The organism is Vibrio floridensis (assembly GCF_021852965.1).
GTDB lineage: Bacteria > Pseudomonadota > Gammaproteobacteria > Enterobacterales > Vibrionaceae > Vibrio > Vibrio floridensis.
Map to the genome: position 1 here is coordinate 44,966 of NZ_JAKGCY010000001.1, position 14,266 is coordinate 59,231.

11 protein-coding genes are annotated in these 14,266 nt (G+C 46.8%); 9 read left to right on the forward strand and 2 right to left on the reverse strand.

The annotated features are described in order from the left end of the window. Window positions 1-103: 103 nt before the first annotated feature. The 3 genes from glgX to LZU85_RS00210 all read left to right on the forward strand — a co-directional run bounded on the left by glgX (window position 104) and on the right by LZU85_RS00210 (window position 5,694). Window positions 104-2,089, forward strand: a complete 1,986-nt coding sequence (glgX, locus tag LZU85_RS00200) for a glycogen debranching protein GlgX (protein WP_237286049.1) — start codon at window positions 104-106, stop codon at window positions 2,087-2,089. Window positions 2,090-2,244: 155 nt separating this feature from the next. Beyond that, window positions 2,245-4,035 carry a sensor domain-containing diguanylate cyclase gene (locus LZU85_RS00205; protein ID WP_237286054.1) on the forward strand — a complete coding sequence of 597 codons (1,791 nt, stop codon included), beginning with the start codon at window positions 2,245-2,247 and terminating at the stop codon, window positions 4,033-4,035. Between the two features lie 456 nt (window positions 4,036-4,491). Continuing rightward, window positions 4,492-5,694, forward strand: a complete 1,203-nt coding sequence (locus LZU85_RS00210; RefSeq protein WP_237286055.1) for a GGDEF domain-containing protein — start codon at window positions 4,492-4,494, stop codon at window positions 5,692-5,694. A 12-nt stretch (window positions 5,695-5,706) separates the two neighbouring features. Here the strand turns inward: LZU85_RS00210 and LZU85_RS00215 are convergent, their stop codons facing one another. Next, window positions 5,707-5,982 carry a hypothetical protein gene (locus tag LZU85_RS00215; RefSeq protein ID WP_176299775.1) on the reverse strand — a complete coding sequence of 92 codons (276 nt, stop codon included), beginning with the start codon at window positions 5,980-5,982 and terminating at the stop codon, window positions 5,707-5,709. A 179-nt stretch (window positions 5,983-6,161) separates the two neighbouring features. Here LZU85_RS00215 and LZU85_RS00220 point away from each other — a divergent pair, with 179 nt between their 5' ends. The 6 genes from LZU85_RS00220 (at window position 6,162) to LZU85_RS00245 (ending at window position 13,739) form a co-directional block, all read left to right on the forward strand. After that, a complete protein-coding gene (locus tag LZU85_RS00220) occupies window positions 6,162-7,004 on the forward strand; it encodes a pirin family protein (protein WP_176299774.1) in 843 nt (280 codons plus the stop codon). A gap of 192 nt (window positions 7,005-7,196) precedes the next feature. Continuing rightward, the gene (locus LZU85_RS00225; RefSeq protein WP_237286056.1) at window positions 7,197-8,585 is read left to right on the forward strand and encodes a COG3014 family protein; all 1,389 of its coding nucleotides are present in this window, start codon (window positions 7,197-7,199) and stop codon (window positions 8,583-8,585) included. A 20-nt stretch (window positions 8,586-8,605) separates the two neighbouring features. Next, a complete protein-coding gene (lpoB, locus tag LZU85_RS00230) occupies window positions 8,606-9,199 on the forward strand; it encodes a penicillin-binding protein activator LpoB (protein WP_176297775.1) in 594 nt (197 codons plus the stop codon). Between the two features lie 17 nt (window positions 9,200-9,216). Then, window positions 9,217-10,608, forward strand: a complete 1,392-nt coding sequence (locus LZU85_RS00235; RefSeq protein WP_237286058.1) for a DUF6844 domain-containing protein — start codon at window positions 9,217-9,219, stop codon at window positions 10,606-10,608. Between the two features lie 14 nt (window positions 10,609-10,622). Beyond that, window positions 10,623-11,762 (forward strand): hypothetical protein, encoded by a 1,140-nt coding sequence (locus LZU85_RS00240; RefSeq protein ID WP_176297777.1) that lies wholly within the window; start codon window positions 10,623-10,625, stop codon window positions 11,760-11,762. A gap of 72 nt (window positions 11,763-11,834) precedes the next feature. Further along, window positions 11,835-13,739 carry a hypothetical protein gene (locus tag LZU85_RS00245; protein WP_237286060.1) on the forward strand — a complete coding sequence of 635 codons (1,905 nt, stop codon included), beginning with the start codon at window positions 11,835-11,837 and terminating at the stop codon, window positions 13,737-13,739. A 73-nt stretch (window positions 13,740-13,812) separates the two neighbouring features. On the opposite strand, the gene ppnP is transcribed toward LZU85_RS00245, so the two are convergent. Continuing rightward, on the reverse strand, window positions 13,813-14,094 hold the full coding sequence (gene ppnP, locus LZU85_RS00250) for a pyrimidine/purine nucleoside phosphorylase (protein WP_237286062.1): 282 nt from the start codon (window positions 14,092-14,094) through the stop codon (window positions 13,813-13,815). Window positions 14,095-14,266: the final 172 nt, after the last annotated feature.

Here is a 14,266-nt window from a genome sequence, read left to right on the forward strand (position 1 = left end):
GTTTATTACATTAAGAATAATCACTGAGGGCGCTTGACCTCAGTAAGACAAAGTTTTTTACTAGTGGTTCCGAAAGATGGAAACTGAACTAAGAAAAATAACTATGACAACATCGCTCGCTCGTCCCTATCCCTTAGGAGCAACGTTACACGAGGCAGGTTGTAACTTTGCCATTCATTCACCGGATTGTGCGTCTATTCGTCTGGCTTTGTTTGACGACAACAACGAATTTAAAACTTTTGAGCTCAGCGAAGAGTACGCTGGCATCCGCTATGCCTTTATCGACAACGTCCAACATGGGCAAAGATACGGTTACATTGTCGATAGTGACGATGGCCCGCTGCTTCTCTCCGACCCTTATGCTAAAGCTCTTGATGGCCCACTTCACTACCAAACACCCTACAGTGCAGAGAAAAGCTTCTCCATGCCCAAATGCGTGGTGTATCAAGATGATTTTGATTGGCAAGACGTGGAGCCCCCACGAATTTCCCGTGAAGAGATGGTGCTGTTTGAGACCCACGTAAAAGGGCTAAGTCAGCTTCATCCGGAAGTGGCACCTGCGGCACAAGGCCGCTACCTGGGTTTAGTCAGTAAGGCCATGCTGGCATTCTACAAACAACAAAACATCAACACGCTGCAACTGCTGCCGATTGCGGCCTGCATGCATGAACCTCACTTGCTCGATATGGGTAAGGTCAACTATTGGGGCTACAACCCCTATTTGTTTATGGTCCCTGACCCTCGCTACGCTGACAAAGATGCCGTGTTGGAACTGAAAACTGCCATTCGAGAACTGCATCGCCACGGTATCCAAGTGATTTTGGATGTGGTCTACAACCACACGGCGGAAGGGGGCGCGGGCCCAACCGTATTCAACCTCAAAGCGCTCGATTCGCGTTGCTACTTTAAGCATGGCAGCCACTTTGCTAACTTTACGGGCTGTGGCAATACCGTCGATCTCACCTATCAGCCAGCGCTAAATTTGGTGATGGACACACTGCGTTATTGGGTGAGCGAGTTTAAAGTCGATGGTTTCCGTTTTGATTTGGCCGCCACACTGGGCCGTCAAGGGGATGACTACAGCCGAGATGCGGCCTTTTTCAAAGCGGTCGCGCAAGATCCTGTCCTCAAAGAGACCAAGCTGATTGCCGAACCCTGGGACATCGGGCCCAATGGCTATCAAGTGGGCAATTTCCCATTTGGGTGGAACGAGTGTAACGACAAACTGCGTGACATCACCCGCAGCTTTTGGCGTGGTGACCAAGGCTATTTGAAAGAGTTTGCCACCCGTTTGATGGGGTCACGCGATATCTACAGTGCGGCCAACTGGCCTTACAAGCTGACGGTCAATTACATCACCTATCATGATGGCTTTACCATGCAGGATTTGGTGTCGTACAAGCACAAACACAACGAAGATAACGGCGAACAGAATCGCGACGGCCACGGTGACAATCGTTCAGAAAACTACGGGGCAGAAGGGCCAACAGAAAATCTGATGATCATCGCCACGCGTGAAAAGCAGAAGCGCAATTTCATGGCGAGCTTGTTGTTTGCGTTTGGTATCCCGCATATTTTGACTGCCGATGTGCTGTCGCACAGCCAAAAAGGCAACAACAACGCCTATTGCCAAGATAGCGACATCAGCTGGTTAAACTGGGAGCACTCTGAGCGCAAGAACGATTTTCGTCACTGGTTGGCACAAATGGTGGAAAATCGCCAACGTTATATGCTGCCGTTTATTCGCGCCTTCAGTGGCCCGAGCCGCAATCTCAACCGCATCTACTGGCGTCGGGTTGACGGCGTTCATATGGAGCACGATGATTGGAACCGTTTGAGCGCGGTTTCTCTGCACATTGGCATTGGTGAGAAAGGCGCTGAGTTGGTCTATTTAATCAACCAAACCAGTGCACCAGCGCGCTTTACGCTGCCTAATGACAACCAACAAGAGTGGACCTACATTTGTGACACCAACGTGCGCAATGTCTCGCCAGACAGTGCCAAAGGAGAAGTACTGCTCTCCCCCGTCTCGATGGCGATTTTGCATTACCAGCCGCAGGAAAGTGCATTAGCCAAGCCTAAAGTGTAGCGGTTTGCTTTTCCACCCAAATCTCATCAAAAGACCAGCAAGTTGCTGGTCTTTTCATCACTCAGGCCCTCTACCAAATAATACGCATTGAAGTGCACATCAGAACTCTCTAATATTGCGAGCCATATAACAGTTTTAATAACGTCACTGGCAAAATGGAATTACCGAAAATACTGATGCGGCTTTTACGCCCCTATCTTGCTTTACTAACGATCATCATGATCTATCTGGCTTACCACCAATTCAAACAATCCGAATCCCAGGTTTACCACCAGTCCCAATCCAATATTATTACCGCGAGCAGTTTGGTCCATGCACAAATCGAAGCGGTGTACAGCAAGTTCTACTTGTTGGAAAAATCGTTACTGTCGTCCAACTTAAACCCTAACAATGAAGACAGCGAAAAGATCACGCAGCATATCCTTTCTCATTCCAGCAACTACTCTAACATTCTGTTTTGGCGAAGAAATCACTCCACACTGGTTGACTTGTCGGGAAAACAGCAAACCATCAACCCTTATAAACTCTACTGGCATCCTCTCAAAACCGTTCGCGACAAGTTTGAAATCTCTTCCATCTATCAGAACAATAAAAACCGCTGGGTGTTCGCCGTTCGACACGCCAACCCGGCTCTGGATGGGCAACTCTGGATTGAGTTTGATTTATTGTTTACCACGCAATATTTAAAAGGACTAAAAACCCTTGAAAATGGGTATGTCTTTGTGGTCGAGAAGGCGACAGGCAAACTCGTTTTCCATCCCGATCCCAACCGGATCGGCACACACTCCTTTAGCTTTAACAGCGGTATCGCTCAACAGATCGCACAAGGCATACAATCTGGTAAACACGAATATTACTATCGCGACAACTTTAAGCTGACGGTGTTTGAGGCAGATAACGATCTTGATTGGATTTTTGTGGCGGGCACTGACAGAAGCGATATCCTTTCAAGCAGCAATCAGTTCAGCCTTACAGCGCTTGTCATCGCCTCGCTAATTGGCTTTACCATCGTGATTCACTACTTGGCTTATCAGTTAGTTGAAGAGCTGTCGCGGCTTGGTCAGGCCAAAACAGTGGTCGAGTTCAAACAGCAACTCAAACTCCTGTTCGATCGCTTCTGCCCGCACTCCGGTGTGCAGTTTTGCCTGTACGACAATGCGAACCACCTTTTTAGCACCTTGGATTATCACGGCAACAAAAAGCCATTATTGCATGACGTTTCGCTGGCCAGTCAGTTTACGTCGTTGAGCCACCATCGCCACAGTGACGCTCTAACACTCAAACTGAAAGTGCATGGCCACCATTACCGAATGCCACTCTTCGATGGCACCTCACTGCTGGCAGTGGTCTACATTCGACAACGCTTCCCAATGCAAAAAGCCATTATGATCTTGATTCAGAACTACGCACAAACTGCACTGGCCAATTTGCTGCTCCATCAGCAGTTACGTCACCAAGATCCGATGACACAACTGGAGAACAAAGCCAGCCTGGCAAATGCAATGCAACGTGAGTTAGAGCAAGAGAATATCTACTTCGCCATGCTTAATATCGACAATTTTAAACGCATCAACGATTCGTTTGGTCACCCTGTCGGGGACATAGTGATCCGCAAAACTGCGCAGCTACTGCGCGATAGCTTTCAAAAGCCACATGGCTTATGCATCGCGCGTTATGGCAGCGAAGAATTTGCCGTGTTATTTCGAGCCTGTGATGAAACAGAAGCCAAAGCACAGCTGGACACGCTACGGCAAGCCATCAGCCATACGCGCTTATTGGAAGCTGGGTTACCCGTTGCCTATTCCATTAGCGTTGGCATGACCAAACTCGAACAGAGCTACCACGCCACCATAGAGGCCGCGGAACTGGCGCTGCAACGAGCAAAGAATCTTGGTAAAAACAGAGTGGTGACTCAAGAAGCACTCGTGGCGAACATCACGAGATAGCGTAATCAGCTCACAAAAAACAGAAAGCGCGATTTTCAGAATCAAGTTCGATTCGGAAATCGCGCACTTTTTAAATCTAATTAACTGAATAGAAACAAAACAAATCAAACCTCACTGAAAAGCTCAATCATTTACCAAATAGCTCACGAGTCACTTAAACTATTAGACTATTTTTTCATCAAAACCCGTTTTTTATAACCAGAAAAATGACGTTAAAAATAGCCCCTCTCTCTCCTTTTACTGCTCATTTTCCGGCCAGCCCTTACGTACTCGGATGCGACTAACGTCTACCGACTTCTCTTTTTTTCTGCATCTTAATTACACAATAAGAAATAAAACACATAAGAAACAAGATACTTATCACATTAAAAGTAACGTGATATTGCTTCAAACTTCTATTTCTCTCCTAGAATTAAGTGGCGGGAAAGCGACTAAAGTGCAACTTAAAGGGTAAAAATGACTAAATTAGTAGGGCAACATCTTGAAGAAATGGCAGACATTCGATCAACAAGAAAGAAAAAAATTGTTGGTCTGTATTCTGTTGCCGCTTCTATGATGTTTTTCTACTGCGCAATAACCCAATTTACACACTCAGATTTTGCTTTAGCGGCGTTAAACGGTTTGGCGGCCATGATTTGTCTTGGCAATTTCTTGTACATCAAGTCAGTAGAAAAACCACACTACGCCGATTTGGTCCTGAGTTGTTTGATGCTCTTGGATGCACTGCTGTTGTTTTTGTATGGCGATGCTACCGCCGACAAAATGCTGGTCCTTTTTCCTCTGTTAGCCATCGTCATTTTAATCAACAGCTTCAATATTGGTTTAATGCTGAGTGGCTCTTTCTGTTTTATCATCGCCTATTCGCTGTTCTTTGCCAAAACGGTCGTGCTAACAGGTTTACTAGATGCGACCCAATTTTTCATCGCTCTCGTTGCTACCTGCATTGTGTGTCACACATCCACTTTCTACTACAGCAAAGTGGTTCGCTATGTTCAAAGCCTATACCAAGAAGGGATTGAAGATCTTGCCTACCTCGATCAACTCACTGGTTTGGCGAACCGTTGGAGTTTTGAAAACTGGGCGAAAGATAAACTGCGGGAAATAGATGCCACACCAAGTACATGCATCACCGCCTTGGTTTTTCTCGATATCGACAACTTTAAACACATCAACGATGCCTATGGCCACGATGTGGGTGATCGCGTCTTGCAACACTTTGCCCACCGTTTGAAGAACAACGTTCGTAACAAAAATCGCAGAACAGACAAGCACGATTATTCGATTGCACGTTTTGCCGGAGATGAGTTTGTACTGATGCTTTATGATGTGAAAACCAAGCAAGACCTCGACAGAATTCTGCAACGGATTGTCGGCTTGTTTACCACCGGTTACTTAGCGCATGAAAGAATCAATGAGTTGACACTTAGTGTCGGTGCGGCGATTTACCAACAAGACGCTTTTGAGCTTTCTGAGTTAACACGTTGTGCAGACAAAGCGATGTATTCCGCCAAGCATTCAGGCAAAAACCAATATGCCTATTACGAAAACTGCGCACCGCCCCTATCACAAACACAAAAAAAAATGATGAACAGTGAACTTTTACCGCCAACGGATAACGTGTCGCTCTTTGTAAAAAAAGTGAACTCATCGTCAGAATAGGCGGCAGAATCGTTAGCCAGACATATACATCAGCCAAAGACAAACCAGCAAAAACGTACACAACCAGATGGCATAGCGAGTTCGATTCGGTTTGTCTGGGCGTACTTTGACCACCGGTTTTAAAGCAGCACGTTTCGCAGCTTCAATGATGGTCGGTTCTTCTTCCAATCGTTCCCTGCGCGCTTGAGCCTGATTCGCCACCGAGGTGAAGCGATGGCGCTGTTCAGCTGTTAAATCGGGCGCTTCGTATCTTGGCGGGCGATCGCCATGTTTAGCTTGAACAGACAAGGGGCACCTCCTACCTATCTCTTCTAAAGTATAGACAAATTTGACATCGACAATCCGTATAGAGTCGCACAATCAAAATTTTCGAATAAGCTGATCACGTTTTCCCTCTGCTCAAATCGCCGCTTGCCACTAAACTATCACTAGAAACATTGAAACATGCCATGCCAAAGGAGCAAGTGATGGTCAAACTAAGAACGGTGAAGCAAATTCGCGAATCTATTGCAACTAAAGACGGTGATGGTGTCAACATTACCCGTTTAGCCGGTTTTGAATGCCCTGATTTTTCGCCCTTCCTTATGATAGATGAACTGAAGTCACAAGACTCTGCCGACTATGTTGGTGGGTTTCCACCACATCCACATCGCGGTATTGAAACCTTAACCTATATGCTCAATGGCCACTTTCAACATAAGGATCACATGGGAAATGTCGGTGAGCTAAGAAGTGGTGGCGCACAGTGGATGGCCGCTGGTAAAGGGATCATTCACAGTGAAATGCCCATCATGACGGAAGGGCAGTTGCATGGTTTTCAGATCTGGATCAATCAACCCGCCGCGAAAAAGCTGACTCCCGCGCGTTACCACGATTTTCAACCAGAAAGCATTACTGAGCACCATCGCGAAAAAGACACCTTACGCGTGATCGCTGGCGATATAGAGGTCGATGGCAATAAACTGACGGGCCCGTTATTGGAAACGGGTGTACCCGTGACCGTTGCCGATTGGCAAGTCGCTGCGCCCACCACATTGGCCGCCAAGCTCCCCTCTCGCTTTCAGTGTATGCTGCTGGTGTATCAAGGCTCCGTCACGATTGATGGACGAAAATTGACTCAGGGGCATTTGGGGCTGCTCAGCGAGGGAGATGCGATCAAGATTAAGGCCGAACAACCTTCTGGCGTACTCATTTTTGCTGGAGAGCCAATTCACGAAGCCATCGTGCACTATGGACCTTTTGTGATGAACAGCATCGATGAAATTAACCAAGCGATTGATGACTATAATACTGGTCGATTCACTGACTAATATATTTTATATCTATCACAGCATTCATTGGCTGGTTATTTTTAGTTCAACTCCATTTGTTAAATTACATTTAGTTACTAAAAACCAGCCAAACCGATCAAAAAATGATCACTCGCTCAATTTTGAGACGAAACTAATAGATCCTCAAGTAGCATATAAATAATATATATAAAAAATTATTATTTATATTTTATGTTGGCTAAATATTCACCTCGACCTCTATCTATCCTGATCGCCGTTTCATTGCTTTCAGGATGTTCTTCGTTATCCAGTAATGGAGACCTTGATAATTTTAATAAATACATCTCAAACGGTGATTTTTCCTCTGCAGCTTCCTATGCCAGTCAAATAGCGCAGTATGACAAACAAACTCGTCAAGTCGACGATGTATTTTGGGGTCTACAAGCTGGTTCGGCTCTGAACAAGTCTGAACAATTCATTGAATCTAATGAAATTTTAGATTCTGTAGAGCAAGGTATGCGCTCTAAAGATACGCAAAATTGGGCATCAAAGAGTCTTGAAGGTTCTGCAGCTATTGCCGTGAATGACAAGGTCATGGAATATCAAAGTACACACTATGATGGAGTCATGTTAAATACCATTAAAGCATGGAACTTTATTGCTCAAGGCGATTTCTCGAATGCACGTGTCGAATTTAATCGCGCCTATGAAAGAGAACGACGGGCTGTAAATTATTTTAATAGCGAGATTTCTGAGCAGAACAAAATAATTAAACAGAACGATGTGGTTGAAAAGTACACGAATCAAGCCGTGCAATCACAGAGCATGAAATACGCGTTACAAGATGCTGGAATATCGTTAAATCGCTGGCAACCATATCAAGGTTATACCAATCCGTTTGTCAGCTACTCTCAAGCTCTATTTTATCTATTGAATGGAAAAGATCGCTCCGACTATAAGCGTGCCGTCGATAATCTCGAACGCGTTTACGGTATGACGGGGGCGAAAACGGTCGCGGATGATCTCACTCTCGCCAAACAGTTGGTGAAAAATCCGTCACAACGGGTGAGCAACCAAGTTTGGGTCATCTTTGAAAATGGCCAATCGGTTATCAAAGAAGAAAAACGTCTCGATCTGCCGCTATTTTTAGTCAGTGATGGCATCTCTTACGTCAGTGCCGCTCTACCTAGACTAAAAACTCGTGGGACAGCTTATGATTCCATTAAAGTTGCCCAGCAATCCACTGAACTACTGAGCGATATGGATCGAGTGATCGCGGCTGAGTTTGACAAGCAGTTTCCCATCATCCTTACGCGTGAAGTGGTTCGCTTACTCGTCAAAAGCTCAAGTCAAAAACTACTCTCGCTAGAGAACGATTGGCTAGAGGGTGCGGGTGCCATTTATACCGCAGCCACAACAGGCGCAGATACGCGTAGCTTTAGTGCTCTTCCTTCCCAGTACCAAGTGCTGAGACTCAACAAACCGGGCGACCAAGTGCCTATCGTTGTTGGGAACAAAACCGTTTCAGTTGCACTTAACAACCAATTTGACCGACACATTATTTGGGTCAGTGTGCCTACAAAGCATGCCGAGCCACTGATTTCGGTCATCAATCTATAACAAAAAACAAGGTTTCCAGAATGAAAAAAACTGCTATTGCAGCCGTCATTTCGTGCGCGCTGCTTTCTGGCTGTCAAACGCCAACGGCTTATATCGATGCATCAGATACACAAAATCACGTGGCAGCGGCTCTGACCTATGCCGATTTCAACAAGGCTGCCACTGAGCTTGCAGAAGAGGTCATTGCAGCACCAGGCATCGGCCAAAAAGACGGCAGTCGCACTATCGTTTACGTTGCAGAGATCACCAACGATACGATGCAGCGCATTGACACCGAGCAACTGACGAAAGGCATTCGTGTGAAAATGCTTCAGTCAGGCAAATTTGCCATGACAACAGCGATGGGCGAAGACAACACCATCCACAAAATGTCTGAACTGAAAAAGTCCAAAACCTTCAACGAAGCCACGGTAAAAACCGGTGGTAAAGCGCTGGCTCCAGATTTCAGCCTAACGGGCAAAATCATGCAACGCGACCTGACCCTAGACAATGGTGACACTCGCATTGAGTACTACTTCCAAATGTCGCTAACGCATCTAGAGTACGGCATCGCGTATTGGGAAGGCGAAAGAGTGATCGGCAAAATTGCCGATGGCGATACGGTTAGTTGGTAAACAGGGCGAATATTCAGATGAAAATGAAATACACACTGCTTGCTGGTCTCATCGCCAGCAGTCTTAGTACTCAAACGTTGGCACAAGATATTGTTCAAACACTTGAGAATGCGGATCAAAACGTCAATGCTATCGTAGTAAGCCACGAGGACACGGCAGACGCGGTCGAAAGCAAAATTGGCGAATATATCGCTCAAAAAGAGCAACTTATCGAAGCTGCCAATAAGTCACACCTTATCCGATTCTTCGGGGGGCAAGCGGAGATTTCGGTTACCACCAACCACCCTGATTGGGCTGTCTATCGGGCAATGGCATTGGCTGAAGCTATGCACCGAGCTCGCGACAGTTACCTCAAAACACTCAACCGCGATTTTGTCGAAGAGCAAGTCCGCGAAACGTTTCACCAACATGGGTTACCAGAACCCACCGCGAAAGATTTTCAGTCGGACAATCGCTTCCAACAATTATTGGGCAAAGCCGTAGCGCTGTTTGACGGGCACCTATCCAAAGAACTGGAAAAGTTCGGTATTAGCGCCCCTGAATTTGCGCAAGCTCCCCCAGAGAAGAAGCAAATTTTGATGCAGCAGTACTTTGAAAACCGCAGCATTTCTAAAGCGTACGGTGACCTTTCGGGTATGTTTGTCACCAAAACGTATGAACAGTACGATGAATCTGGCAAAGGCACCATTGGGGTGGTGATGACGTTATCGCTCAACAAACGCGATAAAGTGGTTGACCTCATCAACTCGAAAGGTGATGTCCAACCGGACCCAACACGTAAAAATCCCACGGCCGCCAATCTAAAAGAGTACTTTAAAAACCAGTCAGTGCCTTATATGAATGCTGGCACAGACCTGATGTATGATGCTCAAGGCTACCCAATGCTGGTCTCTTTTGGTCAATATGGTGTCGTACACACGAGTGATCGCGATATGCGATCTATCGAGCGTGAAGCGGCAGAAGGGTTTGCCGAAGATGCGGCTTGGAGTGCATTGGCCAGCGCCTATAATTTAAGTGGTGATTTCGCACGTGAAAGCATCAAAAGAACGGCCAAAGAGAAGTCTCGCACCACCACGCTGATTGGGCCAGATGCAACACGCACCGCGGAAGGTTCGCTGCAACGCACAGTTCAAACAACCTCCACGGAAAGCTCAAAAATGACCTCGTCGTTAAAACAAATGACTGGCGTTTCCATCGAGCACAAATGGCGAGCAAAACACCCGGCTACTGGGCATGAAATGGTTGGGGTGGTATTGGTGTGGCATCCTATCAAAGTTCAAAATACCGTGAAGATGCAAAGCGGTGCTCGTGCCGATGAACTGGAAAAACCGACATCATCGAATGCCTCTCCGTCTAATCTCAAGACCGAATCAGAATCGGCAGATCGCTTCGATCTCTCTGATTTTTAGCCAGGAGATTGACGATGAAAAACGGTTATACACTCAGCGCAGTTGCGCTGAGTCTACTGATGATTTTTCCAGCGCAAGCGGACACCATTAGCGTTGAAAACACCGGAGTTGGTCAGACCTTGGATCTCGCCATCGACCAAGCCGTCAGACGTTCGATCGAACAAGTCAAGGGCGTCTCGATGGACAGTGAACGGCTAAGCACCACCAGCTATCAGCGAGAAACTGGCAAAGAGAGCCAATCCTCCACTCGCGCGGTGACGGGACAGCGAACGTCCAGTGCTGGCGATGCCACCTACCGAATATTGAGTGAGAAATGCTCGCCTTCTGAATGCCGTGTTCGCCTTGCGGTAGAGGTGGATGTGCCTGAGGGCTTTGAACGTCAAAAAAAGTTGGCGGCACTCAATAAAAATCGACGAACCATTGCGGTAAAACCCTTTACCGGTCCTCATGGTTCAACCATCACACGTCAGGTTGAAGCCAACATAGTTCAAGATCGCAAGTTCAAAGTGCTGCAAGATGTGGACAGCAGCAACTTGGATTACGTGCTTGAAGGACGCGTTGTTGAGGCACGTACACGTAAAAATGTGGTCGACAACTCTACGACTATTGAGCTAACGGGCGAACAGATTAAGGATGTCAAAACCTACTACGACTCCAAGGTCATTGTTGAATACAAACTGATTGACCGCGTGACTCAGCAAGTCAAGTGGAGTGATAAAGTGCCAACGACTTCTTCACGCAATAATTTAGACCTGTTACTCAACCTGACAGCAGGCAAAATTTTCCAACAGCTGAAAGAAAACATTTACCCTTTAGTCGCCCTAAAAACAGGCAATGAACTGATCCTCAACTCCGGTGGCGACAATATTGTCGCAGGCCAACTGTACGACATTTTTGTGATGGGCGAACGGCTGACAGACCCTTACACCAAGGAGACATTAGGCTATCACGAACGAAAAGTGGCGCGAGTGAAAGTGGCGCGAGTGAACCCCAAAGTGAGCTACGTCAGCTTGGTCAGCGGTTCTTACGATGAAATCAAAGAACACGCGATTGCAAGGCCAGTCAAAGCACAAGCTAAGCCTGCCGCCAAACCAGCGAAATCAGCGAAACCCGCGGTGGCCGAAGAAACCAGCCCAACACGAGTGACGTTTTAACCATCACGAAAGTAAATACCTTTTTAGCCAATTTATTTCAAAACAATAAAATCAACGGAAAGACATTTAGATATGAAACCAACATTACTCATCAGTGCTCTTGTTGGAGTGCTGAGCAGTCCAGTTTTGGCTTATGAACTGACTGCGCCGAGCAACCAAACCGTCAGTGAATCAAAGTTCCGCGACGCCGCTGGCGCGCCTAGGGTGTCGTTTGGTAAACGTAATCCCGAGTGTAAAGAGGATTGTGAACAAGAGCTGATCATCGGTGGCTATGCACACCGCTTTAACTCAGACGCTGAACTGCTTACGGTGACTCGCTACCAAGATCGCGCCTTCGCTTTAGTTCGACAAGAGCATGTTAAAAGCAACGGTAAAAGCAGTTCGCGCGAAGATTACCATTTCGTCTCAGGCCGCAATAACCAACGTTTGACCAAGCGCATCTTATGTGAAGGGTCGCAAGCGACCGGTTTTAACTACTCTGGTGAGCTCGTCTGTTTGAACGAAGAGAACATCCAGATCTACACCGTCAACTCCGCCCGTGAAATCAAACTGCCTATCGAGTCGGATTTTGGTCAGATCAACAATAACCTCGCAGGCACCCTTGCGATCGCTTTTGTTAATGCCGACAAGCGAACTCTGCATTACACCAATCTCCACACCCTCGATCGTCAAGGAGACTCAGCGTGGCAACAGCTACCGACACGCCTCCACAATCGTTCGGATCGCCGAGATGTGATTGCTACTTACCCAGTAAACCGAAGCACTGGCTTGGTCGCGATGTACGAGTACATCAATCCGTTCAACAAAGGGTTAACGCTCTACTCATTTGATAAGGCAGAAACTCGACGCCACGTGGTCACCAACAGCGAAGATGGCAGCAACTTTGGCTTTAACCCAGAGGTGTTTGTCTACGGCTCTCAGTACGCCATCACCGCGGAAGATCCAAAAGCGAGCAAAGATGAGCAGCACAAAACCTACCTCATTGACCCTGAGCGGCTCCTCACTGAAGACACTTATCACAACGAACTCGCCACTCAAAGCAAAATGGAGTTCTTAGCGGGATATGGCGCAACCTACAACTTTTGGCACGCGAGCCAGTCGATTGGCGATGACATTGAAACCGATTACGACATCGAGCCAAGCTTGCTTCATTCCCTTTATTTCCAAGCACGCTACACCGATACACAAGTGTCATTAAAATACCTAACGAACGAAGTGAAAGAAAGCGGCTCTCAAGCCGCCTCCGACACGGTCAGTTTATTGACTGGCCTAGTCGATTTTAACGGCTTCTTTGAAGGAGCAGATACCCTGCGTCTGAAAATGGATTGGATGACAACCAGTGGCACTGCGACCTATAAGTCGTCTCGAGACAGCCTGTGCTACAGCGGCAGTTGTGAAATGAGCCAAGACTTTACGACCGATTACAAAAACATCGAAACCTTGGTGCTCAGCGATGGCGGCAACTATTTCGGCTTAAGCTATTCTACCTATGCAATGCCAAGTGCTATCGGTTTTACACGCGATAAAGAGAGTGATTATGTACTTGGTGCCGCACTGGATGAGGACTACGAGCAATCGCGAATCATGCTGGTCGCAGGTTCCGATGAGGCCGCTTACGGTGCTCGTTATGAAATCGACTACGACCGATTCTACCTTCGCCCAAACATCGGTTTGGGTTTGGTAAAACACAGTTTCTCGAAGCAAGCAGAGCAAATCGCTCGAAACGGGGAAACTGGTGATATCGTCGGTGAGTATGGCATGGTGCTTAGTGGTGGATTGGATGCAGGTTATATTTATCAGCGCCGCTGGAGAGAAGCGTCTGGTCTAGGGTTCTCGGTACAAGGTGGTGTTCGCGCGCGTCTGGAATACACCACAAGTGCGCCGCTTATTGATGCCTCTGATGATGATATCTACTTTAACTATTCTCGATTCGATGTCATGTGGGGGCCGTACGTCCAGTTTAATGCCATTTTTTAAACTGTTCTCCCAAACAAGAAACCGCACTAACGTGCGGTTTCTGACAAAAATCAATCGGTATCCATGATGCCAATTATAAATATTCACACAAATAAGCGGTTGTCACTTCTACTTGCAGATCAAATGAAGATTTACCCGCCACTTCAAACGCTTCACCTGCTTGATACGTGCTCCACGCTTCATCGCCTTCGCGTTTAATCACAAGAGCCCCTTTCACCACCGTCATGCGCTCTGGTGCATCAGTACCAAACGTATAGCTGCCTGGAATCATCACGCCGACACTGCTGTTCTCGCCTTGCTCAGTGAAACCGAGAGACTTAACATTTCCGGCAAAATAGCTGTTTTCTTTAATCATCGTTTATCCTTAAACAGGGTGTACTTCATATTGCTCGAACACCCAACATCATTACAACAGGCATTCTTTGTAACCTGTTTTTTTTCTTCCCTCAAGTATTCATTGAAAACAGGTGTGAAATCCCACCACCTCGCCTTGCTCTTGCTTCAAACTTTGACACTGAAAAGTTGCT

Coding starts and splice junctions, on each gene's coding strand:
- LZU85_RS00205 (WP_237286054.1), top strand. CDS start 2,245: ATGGAATTACCGAAAATACTGATGCGGCTTTTACGCCCCTATCTTGCT.
- LZU85_RS00225 (WP_237286056.1), top strand. CDS start 7,197: ATGTTGGCTAAATATTCACCTCGACCTCTATCTATCCTGATCGCCGTT.
- LZU85_RS00235 (WP_237286058.1), top strand. CDS start 9,217: ATGAAAATGAAATACACACTGCTTGCTGGTCTCATCGCCAGCAGTCTT.
- LZU85_RS00245 (WP_237286060.1), top strand. CDS start 11,835: ATGAAACCAACATTACTCATCAGTGCTCTTGTTGGAGTGCTGAGCAGT.
- glgX (WP_237286049.1), top strand. CDS start 104: ATGACAACATCGCTCGCTCGTCCCTATCCCTTAGGAGCAACGTTACAC.
- LZU85_RS00220 (WP_176299774.1), top strand. CDS start 6,162: ATGGTCAAACTAAGAACGGTGAAGCAAATTCGCGAATCTATTGCAACT.
- ppnP (WP_237286062.1), bottom strand. CDS start 14,094: ATGATTAAAGAAAACAGCTATTTTGCCGGAAATGTTAAGTCTCTCGGT.
- lpoB (WP_176297775.1), top strand. CDS start 8,606: ATGAAAAAAACTGCTATTGCAGCCGTCATTTCGTGCGCGCTGCTTTCT.
- LZU85_RS00240 (WP_176297777.1), top strand. CDS start 10,623: ATGAAAAACGGTTATACACTCAGCGCAGTTGCGCTGAGTCTACTGATG.
- LZU85_RS00210 (WP_237286055.1), top strand. CDS start 4,492: ATGACTAAATTAGTAGGGCAACATCTTGAAGAAATGGCAGACATTCGA.